This window comes from Paucilactobacillus suebicus DSM 5007 = KCTC 3549, from assembly GCF_001434475.1.
In the GTDB taxonomy this organism is placed as follows: Bacteria; Bacillota; Bacilli; order Lactobacillales; family Lactobacillaceae; genus Paucilactobacillus; species Paucilactobacillus suebicus.
The window spans coordinates 118,671-137,972 of the sequence record NZ_AZGF01000004.1; the positions used below are offsets into that span (position 1 = coordinate 118,671).

Below are 19,302 nucleotides of genomic sequence, written 5' to 3' on the forward strand. Positions count from 1 at the left end.
CTATACCTTGCCATCTGCCGAATGTGCCAGGTATACTGAGTTGGATGAACTTAGGAGGATAAGCAAGATGGCAAAAAAGGCGACAATTCGAGACTTGGCTAATGCGGCAAATGTATCTGTGACAACTGTGTCCCAAATTTTAAATGGCAAGGGACAACGTTTCAGTAATGAAACAAGACAAAAGGTATTGACGCTGCAACAAGAATTGAATTATGTCCCAGACTTCAACGCACGGAACTTAATAATGAAGTCTTCGAAAACAATTGGGGTATTAGTACCAAATATTGGCAATCCATTTTTTAGTACGTTTATTAAGGGAATTCAAAAAAAGTCGCGAGAACTTAAATTTACGCCATTTGTATTCAGCGCCAATCACGATGAAAAATTAGAAACCTATTACCTGAAACAGCTGGTAGAAAGAGCAACGGACGGTTTGATCATCGCCAGTGCATCAATTACTGATGACGCACTGGATCAGATTTTGAAACGGAATCGCATTCCCTACTTGCTGTTGGATCAAAATACAATCGTTGATGGCGATCGAATTGAAACCGATGATATTAATGGTGGTCGTATTGCGGCAGATCATTTGTTATCTCTTGGACACCAGCACTTTACAATGGTGATGCCAAGTGAACCAACTAACAACTTGGTGAGACGGCTTCAGGGCTTTCAGGAGCGACTTAAAGAAGATGGTAAACAAGTGTCAGTGATATACTCACCAATGACCAAACAGGGCGGATATGAGGCAACTGATGAGGTTTTAGCCACAGATGCGACCGCAATATTTGCTATTAACGATGAGATGGCGATTGGTTTGTACCGCGGTTTGCGTGAAAAGGATCTGCGAGTGCCACAAGATCTATCAATCATGGGCTATGATGACATTGATCTCGATGAATACGTTCAACCTAAATTAACAACAGTTCATCAACCAATTATGCAAATGGGGGAACAAGCAACTGACCTGCTCGTTGACCGAATTCAGCATCCAAATGCGGAAGTTAAAACGATTCACCTACCTGTAAACTTAGTTATTCGCGACAGTACGGCTAATGTATAGTTAAAAGGATTAATAGACAGGAGCGTTTCAAATGGGTAACAAAGTAGTAGTACTAGGCAGTTTAAATGTCGACACGATTTTTAAAATTCCTCGTATGCCGCAACCAGGAGAAACTCTGCATCTTGACGAGAAGAGCAGTTCCGCGGGTGGCAAGGGTGCCAATCAGGCAGTGGCAGCCGTCAGAAACGGTGCCCAAACTAGTTTTATTGGTAAAGTTGGTGATGATCAACAGGGCACGATGATGAAGGCAATTTTGGCAAAAGAAGGTATCAATATTAACGCGATTGCCACGGAAGATCAGGATGGCACGGGGAGTGCAGCTATTTTACTTGATCGGAGCGGTCAAAATAGTATCTTAGTGTACGGTGGAGCCAATCAAAAAATTGATCAGACCGAAATTCGCAGTTCACAAAACTTGATTAAGAGTGCTGATTTTTTGGTCACTCAATTTGAAACACCACAACTATCTTCCATTGAGGCGTTTAAAATTGCCAAGGATGCTGGTGTAACAACCATTTTAAATCCTGCACCAGCTAGTACTATTGAACATAAATTATTACAGTATACCGATTTAATCGTGCCAAACGAAACAGAAAGTGCGAGCCTGACTGGCATTGAGGTTACTAATCAATCATCAATGATTGCTAGTGCAAAAGCCTTTAAAACACTTGGAGTTAATAACGTAATTATTACTGTTGGTAATCGTGGCGCATATTACTCAACACCTGCAGGTCATCATTTTATGTCGGCTTACCGAGTTGTAGCGACAGACACAACGGGTGCGGGAGACACCTTTATTGGTGCACTGTGCTCTAGACTGCAACCAAATTTGGTTAATTTACCTGATGCTGTCGACTATGCTCAACGCGCAAGCTCGATTGCTGTTCAAACCTTGGGAGCCATTCCGTCTATCCCCACAGAGTCTCAGGTCTTAGACGCAATTAAAAATAATTAGCAAATTTGAATTATATATTAAACTAGAAGCCGCCTTTTGGTGACTTCTAGTTTTTTGACTAATGTTAGCAAACTGATTAGCGTGAATTATGGCCGATTAGATAAGCACTATGCTGTCCTGTACACGTAGGTTAGTAAATAAAGTTACCTAACCGTTTAACTTATTAATGAGCTAATAGCAACAGACAAGAAAAAATTTGCATAATTTTTTTAAATGAAAATAGTGGTAAAAACCGCAAATAATGTCATGCAAAATACATTGTAAGTGCTTATATAACACAATTTTGAATACATGTACCTACATGTTGTCAATTAGTTTATGAAAGCGCATAAATGAGCAAGCATTTTCATACTGTCAAAAAGGTAAAAAACATATTGACGAATGAAACCGATTACAATATAATTTCAGTTAGGAAATTGAATTTATTATGGTTGCCTAATTTATTGTTCAGAGAGGTGCTTGTTATGGCTCAAAATGTTTCACAACCAGAAACACAGCCTGAGAAATCAAAAAATATGGTTCCGTGGGGTGAACGTTTCTCATATAGTTTAAGCGATTTTGCTTGTAACTTATCTTTCCAAATGGTCGGCACATACTTAATGATCTTCTATACTGATACTTTTGGTATCAGTGCTGCCGCTGTTGGGACATTGTTCTTAGTTGCTCGTATCATCGATGCGTTTGATGGCCCATTCTGGGGTATCATGATCGATCATACTCATACCCGCTGGGGAAAGAGTCGTCCGTACTGGTTATGGTTCTCAATCCCATTTGCAGTGTTCTGTGTGCTGGTATTTACCACACCAAACCTTAGTTTAACTGGTAAACTGGTTTGGGCATATATTACTTATATTGGTGTTGATGTTACTTACTCAGCCGTCAATATTCCAATTACATCGATTTTGCCATCATTAACCAGCAATCCACAGGAACGTGTTACACTTTCGACAATTCGTCAATTCATGGGAACTGCCGGTAACACAATTATCACCGGTGTTACATTAGGCGCCGTTGCCTTGCTTGGTGGCGGTTCAACCACCAGCAAACGTGGCTGGTTCTTATGGGCCTTGATTATTGGTATTCTAGTGGTCATCATTTTTGCAATTGTGTTCAAAAATACTAAAGAACGTGTGCAAACAAAGAGTTCACGTAAGTCAATTCCAATTAAGACTTCTTTGAAAGCTTTGAAGAGGAACTGGCCTTGGGCAATTATCATTTTCATCAACTTTATTTATTGGTTGGGGATGCAAAGCCGTTCTCAAGTTACTGTGTACTTCTTCAAGTACAACATGCACAACACACAACTTGCTTCACTAGTTCTTAGTTTGCAACTTGTTTCGTTGGTTGCCGTTGTCTTGACACCAATGACTTCAAAGGCCATTGGTAAACGTAACACTATGCTCGGTGGGATGATCCTTGCTGTTATTGGTCAATTACTATTGAGCGTTGGCGCAACACACTTGAGTGTCGGAATGATTATCTTTGCCACTCTGGTTGGTTACATGGGCACTGGATTTGTTTCAGGTCTGATTGCCGTTATGCTAGCCGATGCCGTTGACTATGGTGAGTGGAAGAACGGTGTCCGTGCTGAAGGAATTGTTACTTCATTCTCAAGTTTCAGTGCTAAGTTAGGTATGGGTATTGGCGGTGCCATCACTGGTTGGATCCTTTCTGCAACTGGTTATGTTGCTAACCACACTCAAGATGCTACTGCTCTTCACGGAATTGAAATGAACTACATTTGGGTTCCACTGATCGGGTTTGGTTTATCAGCTGTATCTCTTGCGTTCTACAAGGTTGATAAAGTTGAAAAACAAATGCTTAACGATTTAGCTATCAAGCATGCTCGTGAAAATGCCGAAGATGCTGCAGAAAACGAAAAATAATTAATTGAATGATTAATATAGCGAGGAATTTGGGCTCTTAAACCTAGATTCTTCGCTTTTTTTATATGACAATGCTCACAAAGTATTTCACACTTCAACTTTTTTTGTTGAAACGTGTCAAAATAGACTGCTCCACATTAAATAAGGAACTAGATCAAGAACCCAAGTTCAGGGTTCTCGATCTAGTCCCTTATTTAAGACGGAGCAACCCGTCTATTTTGACACTCTATTTTAGGGCATCCTTGTACTGTGTCAAAAAGTCAACCGCTGCTCCTCTTAAGTTTGCAGCATCAGTATATTGACAAGTGACCAGTGTTGGCATGATTGTCGATATTTTGGCTTTTTTGCGCCAAGCGTCAACGGATGCAGTGAGCTTAGGAATTAATTCCTGATTGTTAGAAATTGCGCCACCTAAGACGATCACCTCAGGATCAAAGCTATACTGGAGATTATAAATTGCTTTTCCTAACGCATCGTACATGGTTTTAACCTCTTTTTTAGCAATCGAATCACCTTGGTCAGCCAACTCTAGTACCTCTTTACCATTGTACAGATGACCATCATTAATTTGATCGGTGTATCTCTTGGCTACCTTAACTGGTGAGGCAAGTTCGCTTAGAATATGTTCTTGATCCGCCATCATATATCCAAATTCGCCGCCAAATAGGTGAGCACCGTGCCATACTCGACCGTTCACAATGACGGCACCACCAATTCCAGTCCCAATGACGATGAACAGTAAGTTATTAAGCCCTTGTGCGGCCCCATCTGCGACTTCAGCTAAGGCGGCACAATTTGCGTCGTTTTCGATAGTGACAGGTAAATCAAATAATTTTGCTAATTTCTTTTGAATATTAAAAAAATGAATGTATTTGATAGCACTGGATCCTTCAATTTGACCAGTCTGTTTGTTGACAGCGCCAGGACTGCTAATGGCGACACCAACAATGTCGGCATGCTCTTTTAATGAATTAACTTGATCTGTGAGTACTTGATAGAATGCATGAATGGTTGAAGGAGTGGTTACGGAATTCGATCTAGTTAGATTATGACCGTCCCAAGAGCCAAACTTAATTGAAGATCCTCCGATATCAATCAAGGCAATGGCCTTCATTTGGACTCACCTCCAAATGTTTGAGATGAATGGAAGTAAAATGTCATATCTTGATTGAAAAATTGGGTCGTGGAGAAATTAAAAGCAACATTATTGGCATAATAATTAACCTGGGTTAGCGTCAGATACGATTGACCAAGGTCAATCTCAGGTAAAGCATCAACATGCTGTTTAACATTAGACACACTCAAATAGTTTTCTGCGTTATTTACAGTTATTCCATAGCGCTGGTTAATGGCTTTAAAAATTGAATTATTAGCATCTTCTTCGGTGATCTCAGGGACGAATTGGGCGACGTAATAACTGTTTTCCAGGCAGTATGGAGCACCATTTAGGCGGCGAACACGCACGACATGAATCAGTGTGGCACCAACTTCAACATGCAAATGGTCTGCACGAAACTGATCCGCTTTAACTGAATCAATTGTGAGAACGGTGGACGCAAGGTGCCCATCGACTTCTCGCATTGCTCGGCCGGCACCCAAAGATAGGTTCACGACTGGTGCATCGTTCATTGTGATTTTGTTGATAAAATAGCCACTACCCTTAACACGACGTAGGAGTCCTTGTTGGCATACTTCATCAATTGCTTTACGGATTGTGTTACGACTAACCTGGTAATGTTCGATGAGTTGAGCTTCACTTGGAAGCTTTTCTGTGTATTTTTTTTGGCTGATTTGTTTAATAATGTCATCAGCGATTTGGTGATACATGGGTGATCATCTCCGTATTTAGTTTGAAATTGACAGTTTAACAGCCTTGCTAAACTTGTACCTACAAGTTATAATAACACATAATGAAAACGGTTCAATGCATGGAGGCAAAGGTTGATGAAAGAAACAAAGGGATATCAATTAACTGATGATTTTTTGTGGGGTGGGGCTGTAGCGGCTCATCAGCTCGAAGGCGCTTGGCAAGAAGACGGCAAGGGCGTCAGTATTGCAGATGTGATGACTGCGGGTAGCAAGGATCATCCGCGAATTGTGACGGATACAGTCCAGGATGATCAAGTGTATCCCAATCACTGGGGCATTGATTTTTACCATCAATATCCTAGTGATTTGAAGTTATTTGCTGATATGGGGTTGAACTGCTTTAGAACTTCAATCGCCTGGACACGAATCTTTCCAAATGGTGATGAAACTAAGCCAAACGAAGCAGGGCTGAAGTACTATGAGGATTTATTTAATGAGTGTCACAAAAATGGAATTCAACCGGTAGTCACGTTGTCCCATTTTGAGATGCCGTATCACCTGGTTAAGGAATATGGCGGTTGGCGCAATAAAAAACTAATTGAATTCTTTACAAGGTTTGCCAAGGTATGTTTTGAAAGGTTTCATAATCAAGTAAAGTATTGGATGACCTTTAATGAAATTAACAACCAAACTAATTGGCATGATCCACATCCACTATTGCAAAATTCAGGATTAATTCTTGAAGACGATGATAACTGGGAAGAAGCAATGTTTCAAGCCGCGCATAATGAATTCTTAGCCAGTGCCCAAGCGGTAACAATTGCACACCAAATTGACGATCAATTACAAGTGGGCGCGATGGTTGCCATGTGCCCAATTTATCCATTAACAGCAAAGCCGGAAGATATTTTAAAAGCCCAACGAGCAATGGAATATCGTTATTATTTTGGGGATGTCCAGGCACTGGGAGAATATCCACAATGGCTTCTTAATTACTGGAAACGTCATGATTACGAAATTGATATAACGGATGAAGACCGTCAAACCTTGAAGAGTGGTGTTGTTGATTATATTGGTTTTAGTTATTACATGTCATTTGCTACCGAGGCTAAAGGACAGACAAATGAACTGACATTTGATGAAGATCACGACTTAGTAAACAATCCATACTTAGAAAAATCTGACTGGGGATGGCAAATTGATCCTGTCGGACTTCGGTACGGTATGAATTGGATGAACGATCGCTGGCACAAGCCACAGTTTATTGTGGAAAATGGTTTTGGTGCTTATGATCAGTTAACTGATGATGGTCAGGTTCATGATGATTATCGCATTAAGTATTTCCATGATCATATTTTATCAATGGAGAAAGCGGTTGTCGAAGATGGCATCGATCTTATTGGCTACACGCCGTGGGGCCATATTGATCTGATTTCTGCTAGTACTGGAGAAATGAAGAAGAGATATGGCATGATTTATGTTGATCAAGATGATTTGGGCCATGGTAGCGGTAGGCGCATTAAGAAAGATTCGTTTTTCTGGTATCAAAAAGTAATTGCTTCAAGAGGCAAAGATCTAAGCTATTAGTGATGAAGAATCAGACGAATATTTTCCATGTGCAAAACGTGATGAATCACTAATGAACAACCGCCAAGCAATGCTGAAAAGTGAACATCTTTTGAAAAAACCAATGGTGGAACGAGTGGCATATATGACAGATTTAACTGAATTACACGCAACAAATCTGGTAGCTCATTAATGATTTCGGAACTAAAAAAGATCATTTGGGGGTCAAAAGAAATAATTAAATGACTCACGATTAATGAAAGATGGTAACAAAAATCGTCTAAAATTTTTGTTACCTCGGGGTTTTGATTCTGATATTCGCGAGCCATATCGTTCAGGGTGAAGTTTTTGCCGAGCACACCAGCCAGACGGGCTAGCACCTTTTCCTCAGACCATTCTTCTTCGATTGGTTTTAACTGGGCGAGAGGTGTTGACTGACCATCATCAGTAAATATCATCTGACCGACTTCCCCGGCCCGACCAAAGTAGCCCTTGTATAATTGACGATTTATTAAAATGCCGGCGCCAATTTTTTTACCAACGGTTAGGGAGATAATATTCACGAGTTCTTGTTGACTGAAGTCTTGTTCAAAAACCACTGATAGGTTTGAAGCATTTTCAATAATGACTGGTACGTCAAATTCATCTTGCAAAGCAGTTTGCAAATTAAAATTACCAACTGCGCGAAACGGTGAATCGATAATATTGCCACGCTCTACATACCCGGGAATGGCAATGGAAATGCCACAAAGCCCATTCATCGTTTTAAAACTAGGTAAGTCCTTGATCGCCGCAGCAATGTTTTGGTACAGCTGTTGCAGTGTGCGTGTCTTAGTTTGTAAAACATTATATTCTAACGTTCGGCCGTCAAACTGGTTGGACATTATTTCAATTTGATCATTAGTCACATTGAGATTAACAACGAACCCGAAAGAGGCGTTCAGCTGCACTAGTTCAGGCCGACGACCGCCACTGGTCGTGCTTTGGCCTTCGCCAATACTTGTAATGTAGCTTTCCTTCATTAGATCGTTAATAATATTGGAAACCGTAACTTTATTCAGCCCTAATTCTTGAGACACTTGGTTTCGAGAAATAGGGCCTTTATTAATAATTGTCTGAAAAACGGAACGGTTATTAGCGTTTTTCATTGTGTCTTTTTTGATAACCATAGTTATTTTCCCCCAAAAAATAATTCGTTTATTGTATTTGATGCACACGTTTTATCTGGATCACTTTGAGTGTGATAGATTGCTTAAACAGGATTATATCCTAATTATAGGTGATATGAAAGGGCTCACAATGTAATAAAAAAAGAAATGTAAGCGTTGACATTAACTAATATAGATTGTATCATGTAAGCATAGTTTGAAAACATACTTTTCAAACAAATTTTGAGAGGTGAATACACAGATGAAATTTACAGATGGTTATTGGCTTACACGGCCACAGTATCAGATTAATTCGCCACAAGAGGTTTTTGATTATAAGGTTGATGGTAAGCAATTAATTGCTTACGCTCCTTATAACAAAATTAAGACACGAAACGATGAACTCAACTTGGGCATGACAACAGTTAAATTGTCTTCACCAGTTGAAGGGGTTATTGGAGTTAAGCTGATTCACTTTGACCAGTTACCAAAGGGGCCTAGTTATGAGTTAGCTGACGAGAATCCTGATGTTGATATTAAGACGAGTGATGATGAGATTTCACTCGCATCTGGTCCATTGACAGCCAAAATGCCAGTTCGCAAAGATTTCAGTATTGAATTCGAAGCGGATGGTAAAACTGTTACTAAATCTGAACCAAAATCAGAAGGTGAAATTACTGACACTGGTGATAAAAAGCATTACATGCGTGAAAAATTATCAATCGGTGTTGATGAATTAATTTATGGATTAGGCGAACGTTTCACCCCATTCGTTAAAAATGGGCAAGTCGTTGATATTGAACAAAAAGACGGTGGGACTGGTAGTGAACAGGCATACAAGAACATTCCATTCTATCTAAGCAGTAATGGTTATGGTGTGTTTGTTAACCAACCAGAAACGGTATCGTTTGAAGTTGGTTCAGAAGATGTTGATAAAGTTCAATTCAGTGTCGAAGGACAGTCAATTGAATACTTTATCATCTACGGACCAACACCAAAGGAAGTTTTAAACCGCTATACACGTTTGACTGGTAAGGTTACATTACCACCTGCATGGTCATTTGGCCTTTGGCTTTCAACATCGTTTACCACTGATTACAGTGAAAAGACGGTTATGGGTTACATTAACGGAATGCAAGAACGTCACATTCCGTTGGATGTCTTCCATTTCGACTGTTTCTGGCAAAAAGGTTTTGAGTGGTGCAACTTTGAATGGGATAAAGATATGTTCCCAGATCCAGAGGGACTAATTAAGAAAATTCATGATAAGGGTGTTAAAGTCTGCGTTTGGATTAACTCATACATTGGTCAGAAATCACCATTATTTGAAGAAGCTAAGCAAAAAGGTTACTTCATCAAACGGAAGGATGGCAATGTTTGGCAATGGGATCTTTGGCAAGCAGGATTAGGAATCGTTGATTTCACCAATCCAGATGCTGTTAAGTGGTATCAAAGTAAGTTGAAGCGCCTGCTTGATATGGGTGTTGACTGCTTCAAGACCGACTTTGGTGAGAGAATTCCAACCGAAGATGCCGTTTATTATGATGGATCTGATCCAAAGCGAATTCACAACTACTATACCTACCTATATAACGAAACAGTCTTTGACCTGTTGAAGCAGGAAAAGGGTGAGGATGAAGCTGTATTATTTGCTCGTTCAGCAACTGTTGGTTCACAGAAGTTCCCAGTTCACTGGGGCGGTGATAACCTGTCACGTTACAACTCAATGGCTGACTCATTGCGTGGTGGACTATCATTCTTACTTTCAGGTTTTGGTTTCTGGAGTCACGATATTGGTGGTTTCGAAGAAAGTGCCACTCCTGACATCTACAAGCGCTGGACTCAATTTGGCCTACTTTCATCGCACAGTCGTTATCATGGCAGTATTGAAGCTCGTGTACCTTGGAACTTTGATGACGAAGCGGTTGATGTTACTCGTAAGTTTGTTGACTTTAAGTTGTCCATCATGCCTTATCTCTACACAGAAGCGGTTAACACGTCAAATACTGGTACGCCATTAATGCGTCCGGTATTCCTAGAATATGGTCAAGATCGTAACACCTACACGCTCGACAAAGAATACATGCTTGGTAGCAAGCTGTTAGTATCGCCAATCTTTAACGATCAGGGTGAAGCTAAGTACTACTTGCCAGCTGGTAAGTGGACCAACGTCTTGACTGAAGAATTCTTCGATGTTCCTGCAGGTGGTAACTGGTATGAAGGTACTTATGATCATCTCAACTTACCTCTGTTAGCTCGTGAAAACAGTATCCTTGTTCGTAACGAAAAAGCAGAACATGCTGATTACGATTACACTAAGGACGTCACAATATACCTTTACAACATGGCTCAAGGGACAACCGAACAAAAAGTTGTGGATAATCATGGTAACGATGCTGCAAAGGTAACTGTCACACGTGATGGAGATAACTTTATTGTTAGTGCTGACGGCCTAAGCGGGGATGTTAAGGTTTCAGTGCACGATGACGGTAAGATTATTGATGGTAAGATTGGTGAATTTTCACTATAGTCGTCAAAAAAATAAATTAACGGTTAATCAATAACGTGGGCAATCTGTTAGTTTGTTTATTAGAAATACTATCGTACGGGGATCCGAAAGCTTTTTTCGGATCCTTTTGTGCGTTTTATGGTAATTGAATGATGTTATTTCCGACTGATAATGGGCGGGAAAGCGTTTACGACAGTAATTGCTATGCTATAATCTACAATAGATAGTATGCAACAATTTATTGAAATGAGGACACAGAAAATGGCACTAAATAAGCAGAGTATTCGTGATTTAAATGAAAAGTCGGTCTTGAGACAAATTTTTGTCGAAGGGCCAATTTCACGTATCCAAATTTCACGAAACTTAAAGCTCAACAAGTCCACTGTATCGGCCATTTTCAACGACTTAAGTGATCGCCAACTAGTCATGGAAATGGGACAGGGGCAAAGTACTCAAGTTGGCGGTCGTAAACCGGTGATGATTAAGGTAAACCAAAAATATGGTTATACGCTTAATTTTGATATTGGGTTCCGTCATTTGGATATGATGGCCAATTATTTGGACGGCACGGCGTTTCAGTACACGCGGTTTGAAACCGCTGGGTACAACATTAATCAAGTTCTTGATTTGATTATTGAATCCGTGAATAACTTTAAGAATCCCGATACTGTGAATGGGCTACTGGGAATTTCAGTCGCCGTTCACGGGATTGTTTATCAAAACCAAGTTACTTATTCACCATTTATTGATATGGAAGATGTATCAATTTACGAACGGTTAACCGCTACGTTCACTGTTCCAATCGTTGTCGATAATGAAGCCAACCTAGTTGCTGTGTTTCAACGTGATTTTTCTCATGATGAGGAACACAATATGAACAATATTGTGGTCATCAGTATTCACAAAGGGATTGGTGCTGGCATTATTATTAATCATCAAATCTATCGCGGTGAAAAGGGCGAGGCCGGTGAAATTGGTCGTGCAATTTATCCAACAGTTTTTGCTGAACCTGGGCGAGTTGAAAAAATTGAAAATTATGCGTCTCAAGATGCCATTATTGATTTGATTAAGAATGAGAAGAAACTTGATGAGTTAGACTTTGATGACGTTGCTCAAATGTATTCAGATGGAGATAAAGTAGTCGTGAAGGCCATCGATGATTTTCGTGACTACATTACGATGATTGTCTATAATGCGGCAGTCAGTTATAATCCAGACACGATTTATTTAAGTTCGAACTTAATTGAGACAATTGATCAGTTACTACCAATGATTAATAATCAGTACAACTTGTTGCCAGAAAATGGGAACACAGATATTCGCATGTTACGAGGAGCTAAGTATGCATCATTGCTTGGGGGCTGTTCTTCAGTGACCCATTTAGCTTTGAAAATGTCTGGACAGCAGTTGAAGTTTAATTTTGATCTGAATGCTGCCGGGATTATTGAGTAATTTTTTTGGACGAATGGTTGGATTTGGCTGGAGCGTTTCTCTGGGATTTTCCTACCACTGTATTTTTTTAGATAAAACGTGAAGAGCAGATCAGACGCCTGACATATAAGCCACTAATCACAATATCCTAAAGTTCAGGATATCGTGATTAGTGGCTTATATTCTGGCATCTTAACGATCTGCTCTTCACTCTAAATTAAATCATGAAAAGGCTTGCAAAACAAAAACATAGTACTATAATGGGACATGTAAGTTGGTTGACACAACAAACTAAACAATGGGAGGCTATTTTCAATATGGCTTATTGGAATGTTGACAAAGTACCCTATGTTGGTACCGATGAATTAAAATCTGGTTTAGGTTTTCATTATTACAACAAAGATGAAGTAATTGGCGGTAAGAAGATGCGTGACTGGTTACGCTTCGCTGTTGCTTACTGGCACACTTTTGACCAACGTTTAGTTGATCCATTTGGTGATGGAACTGCACTTCGTCCATATGACAAGTACACAGATCCAATGGACCAAGCATTGGCTAAGGTTGATTACGCATTTGAATTTTATGACAAATTAGGCGTTGATTACCTTTGCTTCCACGATCGTGACCTTGCTCCTGAAGGTGACACACTTCGCGAAACAAACGCAAATCTTGATAAAGTTGTTGATAAGATTGTTGAATATCAAAAGACTTCAGGAATGAAAGTTCTTTGGAATACTTCAAACTTGTTCACCAACCCTCGTTTCGTTGCCGGTGCTGGTACGTCACCATACGCTGACATCTACGCTTACTCTGCTGCACAATTAAAGCACAGTCTTGAAATTGGTAAGCGTGTCGGTTCTGAAAACTATGTCTTCTGGGGTGGCCGTGAAGGTTACGAATCACTTTGGAACACAGACATGAAGAAGGAACAAGAACACGCAGCTAAGTTATTCCACATGGCTAAGGATTACGCAAATGAGATCGGCTTCGGCGCTCAAATGCTTCTCGAACCAAAGCCAAAGGAACCAACAACTCACCAATATGACTTTGATGCAGCAACTACAATTGCCTTCATGAAGGAATACGGTTTGGACAAAGACTTCAAGCTTAACCTTGAAGGTAACCATGCCAACCTGGCTGGTCACACATATCAACACGAAATTCGTGTTGCTCGTGAAGCCGGCTTGCTTGGATCACTTGATGCTAACCAAGGTGACAAGTTAATTGGCTGGGATATCGATGAATATCCTTCAAATCTTTACGAAACAACAGCCGCAATGTACGAAGTTGTCGAAAACGGCAGCATCGGCCCTCGTGGTGGACTGAACTTCGATGCAAAACCTCGTCGTTCATCATTTGCTCCAGAAGATTTATTCTATGGCCACATTGTCGGCATGGACAGCTTTGCTGCCGGCCTACGTGTTGCCTTGAAGATGAAGGAAGATAAAGTTCTTGAAAACCTTGTTGCCGATCGTTATAGCTCATACAAGAGTGGTATCGGTGCTGATATTGAAAGCGGTAAAGCAACAATGGCTGACCTTGAAGCTTACTCATTGGACAAGACCCAAAAGGAATTGCGTGATGCAACAAGCTCAGATCATCTTGAACAAGTTAAAGATACAATCAACCACTACATCGTTAACACTTTGGGTGGCAAATAACAATTAGCCTTCAACTTGGTGGAGGATGGGGTTACTCCCACCCTCCATTTTGTTAGTTTAGAACCAAAGATCTCACATTTAAAAGGAGAATTTATACTATGAGTTATGTACTAGGTGTGGACCTTGGCACGAGTGCCGTCAAAGTATCTGCAGTTGATCACGATGGTAATATCGTGGCACAACAAAGCTTTGACTATGAATTAAGTAATCCCAAACCCGGCTATAGTGAACAAAACCCGGAGGACTGGGTTTCAGGAACAACTGTGGCAATCGTCCGTTTGATTTTAAATGACGGTATTAAGCCTGAAGAAATCGAAGGTATCAGTTACTCAGGTCAGATGCATGGTTTAGTTTTACTTGATGAAAACAATCAAGTATTGAGACCAGCGATTCTTTGGAATGATACTCGTACCTCAAAGCAACGCAAAGAAATTTTGGACACAATGGGCGAGGAATATATCGATATTACTCGTAACCAACCATTAGAAGGATTTACACTCCCCAAAATTTTATGGGTTAAAGAAAATGAACCCAACATCTTTGCCAAAGCCAAAACATTCTTGTTACCAAAAGATTATTTGCGTTACCGGATGACTGGCAAAATTAATATGGAGTACTCAGATGCTGCTGGTACGGTCTTGTTAGACGTTGCTAATAAGCAGTGGAGCAAAGAAATCTGTGACAAATTTGATATTCCTGTTAGCATGTGCCCACCATTAATCGAATCAATTGGTTTTGCAGGTAATATTTCTGAGAGTTATTCATTGTTCTCAGGAATGTCAACTGACACCAAAGTATTCGGTGGAGCTGCAGATAATGCCGCTGGCGCTGTGGGCGCTGGTATTCTTGCCCCTAACATGGTAATGGCCAGCATTGGGACTTCTGGTGTCGTGCTAAAGTATGATGATAACTCAGATGTTGACTACAAGGGCCGCTTGCACTTCTTTAATCATGCCATTCCAGATAAATTCTACACGATGGGTGTTACGTTGGCTGCTGGCTACAGTTTGAGTTGGTTAAAGAAAACATTTGGACCAAACGAAGACTTTACTAGTTTTGTTTCTTCAGCTGGTGAATCGACTGTCGGTGCAAATGGACTGATCTTCACACCATACATTGTTGGTGAAAGAACACCACATGCGGATGCTGACATTCGTGGTAGTTTCATTGGCGTTGATGGGACTGATAAGCGTTCAGACTTTGTTCGTGCAGTTCTGGAAGGTATTATTTACTCATTTGCAGATATCATGGACATCTTTGAAGAAAAGGGCCAAGAATTTGATACCGTTGTGTCAATTGGTGGTGGTGCTAAGAGTCCGCTCTGGCTACAAATTCAAGCCGATATTTTCAATCGCAAAGTGGTCAGCTTGAAGAACGAACAGGGCCCTGGGATGGGAGCTGCAATGCTCGCTGCCGTTGGGCTAGGCTGGTTTGACTCTGTGCAGGATTGTGCTAAACAATTTGTTTCATTTGGTAATGAATACGAACCAAATCCTGACAATGTTGAAAAGTATAAGGAAATGCACAGAATTTACAAGCAAGTTTACGGTGCCACTGCAGATGTTAGTCACCAACTGTTAGACTATCGTCGTAAATATTAATATATACAAAAGAAACGTTAAATACATCATAATGATGAGTATTTAACGTTTTTTATTGCATAAATATCATTTTTGCTCTAAAGTCTATATTAGAGATTCAGTTGGTTTTGATTAAAGGAGTGTTATAGAATGGATAGTTCATTTTTAACGAAACGTTATCAGCATCCGGCACCAAATATTTTAGCCGAAATTGGCACCTTGGCGGCCACCACCAAGGATGCAATTGATTTATCGATTGGGGATCCAGATTTTAAAACACCTGACGCTGTGATTGATGCATCGTTTGAAAAAACAAAACAGGGGATGACACATTACACTGAAGCTAGTGGTTTACCTGAATTGCGTGAATCTATTCGTGACTATTATCAAGATAGATACGGTATTGGTTTGTCGGTTCCACAAATTCGTGTCACGGTTGGTGCCTCACATGCGATGTTCATTGCGTTAGCAGCACTATTGAATGAAGGCGACGAAGTGATTGTGCCTGAACCATGTTTTTCACCGTACCCTGAAGAAGTTATCGTGGCCGGAGGAACCCCGGTTATTTTAAATACTAAACCGGAAGATGGCTTTGAAATTAAACCGACAGCGGTTGAGGCACTGATCAATGAGCATACCAAAGCAATTATCATTAACACGCCAAATAACCCAACTGGCAATGTTATGAGTCAGGAAGACGCTAAGGCGTTAGCAGAGCTTGCTAAAAAGCATGACATCTTTATCATGGCAGATGAGGTCTATTCTGATTATTTGATGCCTGGCAATGAATTTGTCCCGATGGTCAAATATGCACCAGAAAATGTGATCACGCTAGGTAGCTTTTCGAAGAGCTATGCGATGACAGGATGGCGAATTGGTTATTTAATTGGGCCAGAATATTTAACTAGTGCGGCCAGACTTGTAAACGAAGGAATTACATATTCTGCACCAGCACCATCGCAAAACGCCGCACTTTACGCTATTCAGCATGCTGACGAAATTATTCCACCGTTTGCTAAGGCATTCCGTGAGAGACTGACGTATATTGATGAACAAATTAAGCAAATTGATTGGCTTGATGCGTCTCCAATTCAAGGAAGTATATATGCATTTGCTGACATTCGGAAAACTGGATTAAATTCAGTTGATTTTGCTCAACAACTACTTAAAAAAGCTGGTATTATAGTGATACCGGGGCTTGCATTTGGCGAGGCCGGTGAAGGATTTATCCGCATTGCGGCGACCCAGCCGTTAGATGTCATTAAGACTGCATTCGATCGTTTGAAGAAACTAGATCCAGCCACACTAAAGGAGTAAACCAATGAAAATTATTATGTATAGTGTCCTTGAAGAAGAAAAACCATATATTAAATCTTGGGAAGAGAAAACTGGTAATAAAGTTACTCAAGTTAATGATATGTTAACACCAGAAACGGTTGACTTGGCCAAGGGGTTTGATGGAATTGATATTCAACAAACTCACGATGTTAAGGATCCGATTGTGTATGAAAAACTGGCATCGTACGGATTAAAACAAATCACCAGTAGAACGGTTGGTTATGAAACTTTTGATTTGAACGAGGCTACTAAAAACGGCCTGACACTTACTAATATTCCTGCCTACTCACCTCGCGCAATTGCTGAAATGGGTGTTACTCAAGCAATGTATCTGATTCGTAATATTGGCTATTTTCAGGAACGCATGGATAACTTAAACTTTGAATGGCATGGGTTGATCAGTCGTGAAATCCACGATTTAACTGTTGGAATTATTGGGGCTGGTCATATTGGCGGTGCCAGTGCACAGATATACAAGGCGCTGGGTGCCAAGGTGATTGCAACGGATCCAGTATATAACGTAGAATTGGAACCATATTTGGAATATACAGATTTGGAAACTGTATTGACTCAGTCAGACGTTGTTACAATTCACACGCCATTGCAAGACGATACCCGCAACATTATTGATGCAGCAGCGTTTAAAAAAATGAAAAATACTGCATATTTCATTAACATGGCCCGTGGCGGCTTGGTTGACACGCAAGCTTTGATTGATGCATTGAATAATCACGAAATTGCTGGTGCTGCACTCGATACCATTGCCGATGAAACATTATTCTTTGAGAAACAAGCTAAACCGGAAGAGATCCCTGAAGACTATAAAGAATTGCGTGCGATGCCGAACGTTTCAATGACACCACATTCAGCATTCTTTACCAACAAAGCAATTAAAAATATTGTAGAAATTGGATTAAATGACGTTGTAACGATTGCAAACGGTGGCAAGAGCCCTCACGCGCTTAACTAATGATGGCAATTTGTTCTCCAATTTTCTATACTATAACAACGAGAATAAAATTGGAGAATGATAGATGATTAAATTAATTATTGCCGTGCTGTTGCTGTGCGCCGTTGGCCTATTTTCGTTAATTGTCTGGCAGTTTATTCGTCAGCGGCCCAAAATGACATTAGCTGATAATCTACTGGGTGGCGGTATTGGCCTAGTGACAGACTTTTTGGACACACTGGGAATTGGTAGTTTTGTTACCACGACAACACTATTTGGTATCACGCATTATTTAGATGATGAACGTGATCTGCCAGGGACAATGAACATGGCACACGCTATTCCCACGGTTGTGGAAGCTTTGTTTTTTGTCACTGCGGTGAAAGTGGATATTGTCACGATGGTGTCAATGGTTGTGGCGGCAATCATTCAAAAAACGATGGCAGTTGCCTTAATACTTACTTCAATACTGATGGCCATTAACAAAATGGGCTGGATTTCAATCATTGCTGTGCACAATGAGGCACTTGGCTTAACCGGTTTGCCACTAGCAATTGGAATTGTTGGTAACTTCATCCTTGGTATATTGATGTCTGCTGGTGTCGGTTTATATGCGCCTTGCATGGTATTAGTATACTTTTTAGGTCTAAAACCGATTGCTGCGTTTCCGATTATGATGTTGTCGTGCGCATTATTAATGCCAAGTGTGAGTGTTAACTTCATTAAGAAGGGGCGCTACTCACTAAGAGGAGTTTTTGGTTTTATTCTCGGTGGCATTATTGGTGTTGTCATAGCAGCAACATTAGTAAAGAGCTTATCGCTAGAAGTATTAGGGTGGTTAATAGTTGTGGTAAGTTGCTGGACATCGTATCAGTTATGGAGATCGAGTGTGGCAGCGTCTAAACAAATGTAAAACAGTAAAAAAAGAGAACGAAACAAGTACGGTTTGAGACCGGTGTATAAGGGGACTACGGCCATTGATTGTTGAACTTTGACAATTGATGGTCGTAGTCCCCTTATACGTTAGGTCTCAGTACTTGTGTAGTTCATTTCAACCAGAGAACGGAATCAAGCGCTTAGGCTATGAGCATTAACATGGCAAACAAGGTGATCCCCGAACTTGGGATCGAATTGTTTGTTAGGTTAAGCGGAGTAGACTGCTTGGTGTAGTTCATTTCAACCAGAGAACGGAATCAAGCGTTTAGACTATGAGCATTAACATGACAAACAAGGTGGTCCCTGAACTTGGGATCGGCTTGTTTGTTAGGTTAAGCGGAGTAGACTGCTTGATGTAGTTCATTTCAGCTAAATTGCATCAAAAGCGTACCAAGCACATTTAAGCATAAAAAAGGATTGAGATTAATTGCCACTTTTTGAGGTTCTACAATATTTGGTACTGATAGATTT

General features: G+C 40.4%; 14 protein-coding genes. 11 read left to right on the top strand and 3 right to left on the bottom strand.

Annotation, left to right across the window (positions count from 1 at the left end):
* The first annotated feature begins 67 nt into the window (after window positions 1–67).
* The 3 genes from rbsR (at window position 68) to FD16_RS03040 (ending at window position 3,904) form a co-directional block, all read left to right on the top strand.
* Window positions 68–1,063: a ribose utilization transcriptional repressor RbsR gene (rbsR, locus tag FD16_RS03030; RefSeq protein ID WP_010621552.1), complete on the top strand. Its 996-nt coding sequence runs from the start codon at window positions 68–70 to the stop codon at window positions 1,061–1,063.
* Between the two features lie 31 nt (window positions 1,064–1,094).
* Window positions 1,095–2,018, top strand: coding sequence for a ribokinase (gene rbsK, locus FD16_RS03035; RefSeq protein WP_010621553.1), 924 nt, complete (start codon window positions 1,095–1,097; stop codon window positions 2,016–2,018).
* A gap of 464 nt (window positions 2,019–2,482) precedes the next feature.
* Complete coding sequence (locus tag FD16_RS03040; protein ID WP_010621554.1) at window positions 2,483–3,904, top strand: MFS transporter; 1,422 nt, start codon at window positions 2,483–2,485, stop codon at window positions 3,902–3,904.
* A 226-nt stretch (window positions 3,905–4,130) separates the two neighbouring features.
* Here FD16_RS03040 and FD16_RS03045 read toward each other — a convergent pair whose 3' ends face one another.
* Together FD16_RS03045 and FD16_RS03050 are read right to left on the bottom strand one after the other, a co-directional pair.
* Complete coding sequence (locus FD16_RS03045; RefSeq protein WP_010621555.1) at window positions 4,131–5,018, bottom strand: ROK family protein; 888 nt, start codon at window positions 5,016–5,018, stop codon at window positions 4,131–4,133.
* Complete coding sequence (locus FD16_RS03050) at window positions 5,015–5,731, bottom strand: GntR family transcriptional regulator (protein ID WP_010621556.1); 717 nt, start codon at window positions 5,729–5,731, stop codon at window positions 5,015–5,017. The genes FD16_RS03045 and FD16_RS03050 overlap by 4 nt, the downstream gene beginning before the upstream one ends.
* A 117-nt stretch (window positions 5,732–5,848) precedes the next feature.
* On the opposite strand from FD16_RS03050, the gene FD16_RS03055 reads away from it, so the two are divergent.
* Window positions 5,849–7,300, top strand: a complete 1,452-nt coding sequence (locus FD16_RS03055; RefSeq protein WP_010621557.1) for a 6-phospho-beta-glucosidase — start codon at window positions 5,849–5,851, stop codon at window positions 7,298–7,300.
* On the opposite strand, the gene FD16_RS03060 is transcribed toward FD16_RS03055, so the two are convergent.
* On the bottom strand, window positions 7,297–8,448 hold the full coding sequence (locus tag FD16_RS03060; RefSeq protein WP_010621558.1) for an ROK family transcriptional regulator: 1,152 nt from the start codon (window positions 8,446–8,448) through the stop codon (window positions 7,297–7,299). The genes FD16_RS03055 and FD16_RS03060 overlap by 4 nt on opposite strands.
* A 241-nt stretch (window positions 8,449–8,689) precedes the next feature.
* Here FD16_RS03060 and yicI point away from each other — a divergent pair, with 241 nt between their 5' ends.
* The 7 genes from yicI to FD16_RS03095 all read left to right on the top strand — a co-directional run bounded on the left by yicI (window position 8,690) and on the right by FD16_RS03095 (window position 18,808).
* Window positions 8,690–10,957 carry an alpha-xylosidase gene (gene yicI / locus FD16_RS03065; protein ID WP_010621559.1) on the top strand — a complete coding sequence of 756 codons (2,268 nt, stop codon included), beginning with the start codon at window positions 8,690–8,692 and terminating at the stop codon, window positions 10,955–10,957.
* A 240-nt stretch (window positions 10,958–11,197) separates the two neighbouring features.
* The gene (locus FD16_RS03070; RefSeq protein WP_010621560.1) at window positions 11,198–12,388 is read left to right on the top strand and encodes an ROK family protein; all 1,191 of its coding nucleotides are present in this window, start codon (window positions 11,198–11,200) and stop codon (window positions 12,386–12,388) included.
* Between the two features lie 296 nt (window positions 12,389–12,684).
* Window positions 12,685–14,028 (top strand): xylose isomerase, encoded by a 1,344-nt coding sequence (xylA, locus tag FD16_RS03075; RefSeq protein WP_010621561.1) that lies wholly within the window; start codon window positions 12,685–12,687, stop codon window positions 14,026–14,028.
* 98 nt (window positions 14,029–14,126) lie between these two features.
* Window positions 14,127–15,629 (top strand): xylulokinase, encoded by a 1,503-nt coding sequence (xylB, locus tag FD16_RS03080; RefSeq protein ID WP_010621562.1) that lies wholly within the window; start codon window positions 14,127–14,129, stop codon window positions 15,627–15,629.
* Between the two features lie 129 nt (window positions 15,630–15,758).
* Window positions 15,759–16,925: an aminotransferase class I/II-fold pyridoxal phosphate-dependent enzyme gene (locus tag FD16_RS03085; RefSeq protein ID WP_010621563.1), complete on the top strand. Its 1,167-nt coding sequence runs from the start codon at window positions 15,759–15,761 to the stop codon at window positions 16,923–16,925.
* A 4-nt stretch (window positions 16,926–16,929) separates the two neighbouring features.
* On the top strand, window positions 16,930–17,916 hold the full coding sequence (locus tag FD16_RS03090) for a D-2-hydroxyacid dehydrogenase (protein ID WP_010621564.1): 987 nt from the start codon (window positions 16,930–16,932) through the stop codon (window positions 17,914–17,916).
* Between the two features lie 64 nt (window positions 17,917–17,980).
* Window positions 17,981–18,808 (top strand): hypothetical protein, encoded by an 828-nt coding sequence (locus tag FD16_RS03095; protein WP_010621565.1) that lies wholly within the window; start codon window positions 17,981–17,983, stop codon window positions 18,806–18,808.
* Window positions 18,809–19,302: the final 494 nt, after the last annotated feature.

Coding starts and splice junctions, on each gene's coding strand:
- FD16_RS03060 (WP_010621558.1), bottom strand. CDS start 8,448: ATGGTTATCAAAAAAGACACAATGAAAAACGCTAATAACCGTTCCGTT.
- FD16_RS03090 (WP_010621564.1), top strand. CDS start 16,930: ATGAAAATTATTATGTATAGTGTCCTTGAAGAAGAAAAACCATATATT.
- rbsK (WP_010621553.1), top strand. CDS start 1,095: ATGGGTAACAAAGTAGTAGTACTAGGCAGTTTAAATGTCGACACGATT.
- yicI (WP_010621559.1), top strand. CDS start 8,690: ATGAAATTTACAGATGGTTATTGGCTTACACGGCCACAGTATCAGATT.
- FD16_RS03095 (WP_010621565.1), top strand. CDS start 17,981: ATGATTAAATTAATTATTGCCGTGCTGTTGCTGTGCGCCGTTGGCCTA.
- xylA (WP_010621561.1), top strand. CDS start 12,685: ATGGCTTATTGGAATGTTGACAAAGTACCCTATGTTGGTACCGATGAA.
- FD16_RS03050 (WP_010621556.1), bottom strand. CDS start 5,731: ATGTATCACCAAATCGCTGATGACATTATTAAACAAATCAGCCAAAAA.
- FD16_RS03040 (WP_010621554.1), top strand. CDS start 2,483: ATGGCTCAAAATGTTTCACAACCAGAAACACAGCCTGAGAAATCAAAA.
- FD16_RS03085 (WP_010621563.1), top strand. CDS start 15,759: ATGGATAGTTCATTTTTAACGAAACGTTATCAGCATCCGGCACCAAAT.
- FD16_RS03070 (WP_010621560.1), top strand. CDS start 11,198: ATGGCACTAAATAAGCAGAGTATTCGTGATTTAAATGAAAAGTCGGTC.
- rbsR (WP_010621552.1), top strand. CDS start 68: ATGGCAAAAAAGGCGACAATTCGAGACTTGGCTAATGCGGCAAATGTA.
- FD16_RS03055 (WP_010621557.1), top strand. CDS start 5,849: ATGAAAGAAACAAAGGGATATCAATTAACTGATGATTTTTTGTGGGGT.
- FD16_RS03045 (WP_010621555.1), bottom strand. CDS start 5,018: ATGAAGGCCATTGCCTTGATTGATATCGGAGGATCTTCAATTAAGTTT.
- xylB (WP_010621562.1), top strand. CDS start 14,127: ATGAGTTATGTACTAGGTGTGGACCTTGGCACGAGTGCCGTCAAAGTA.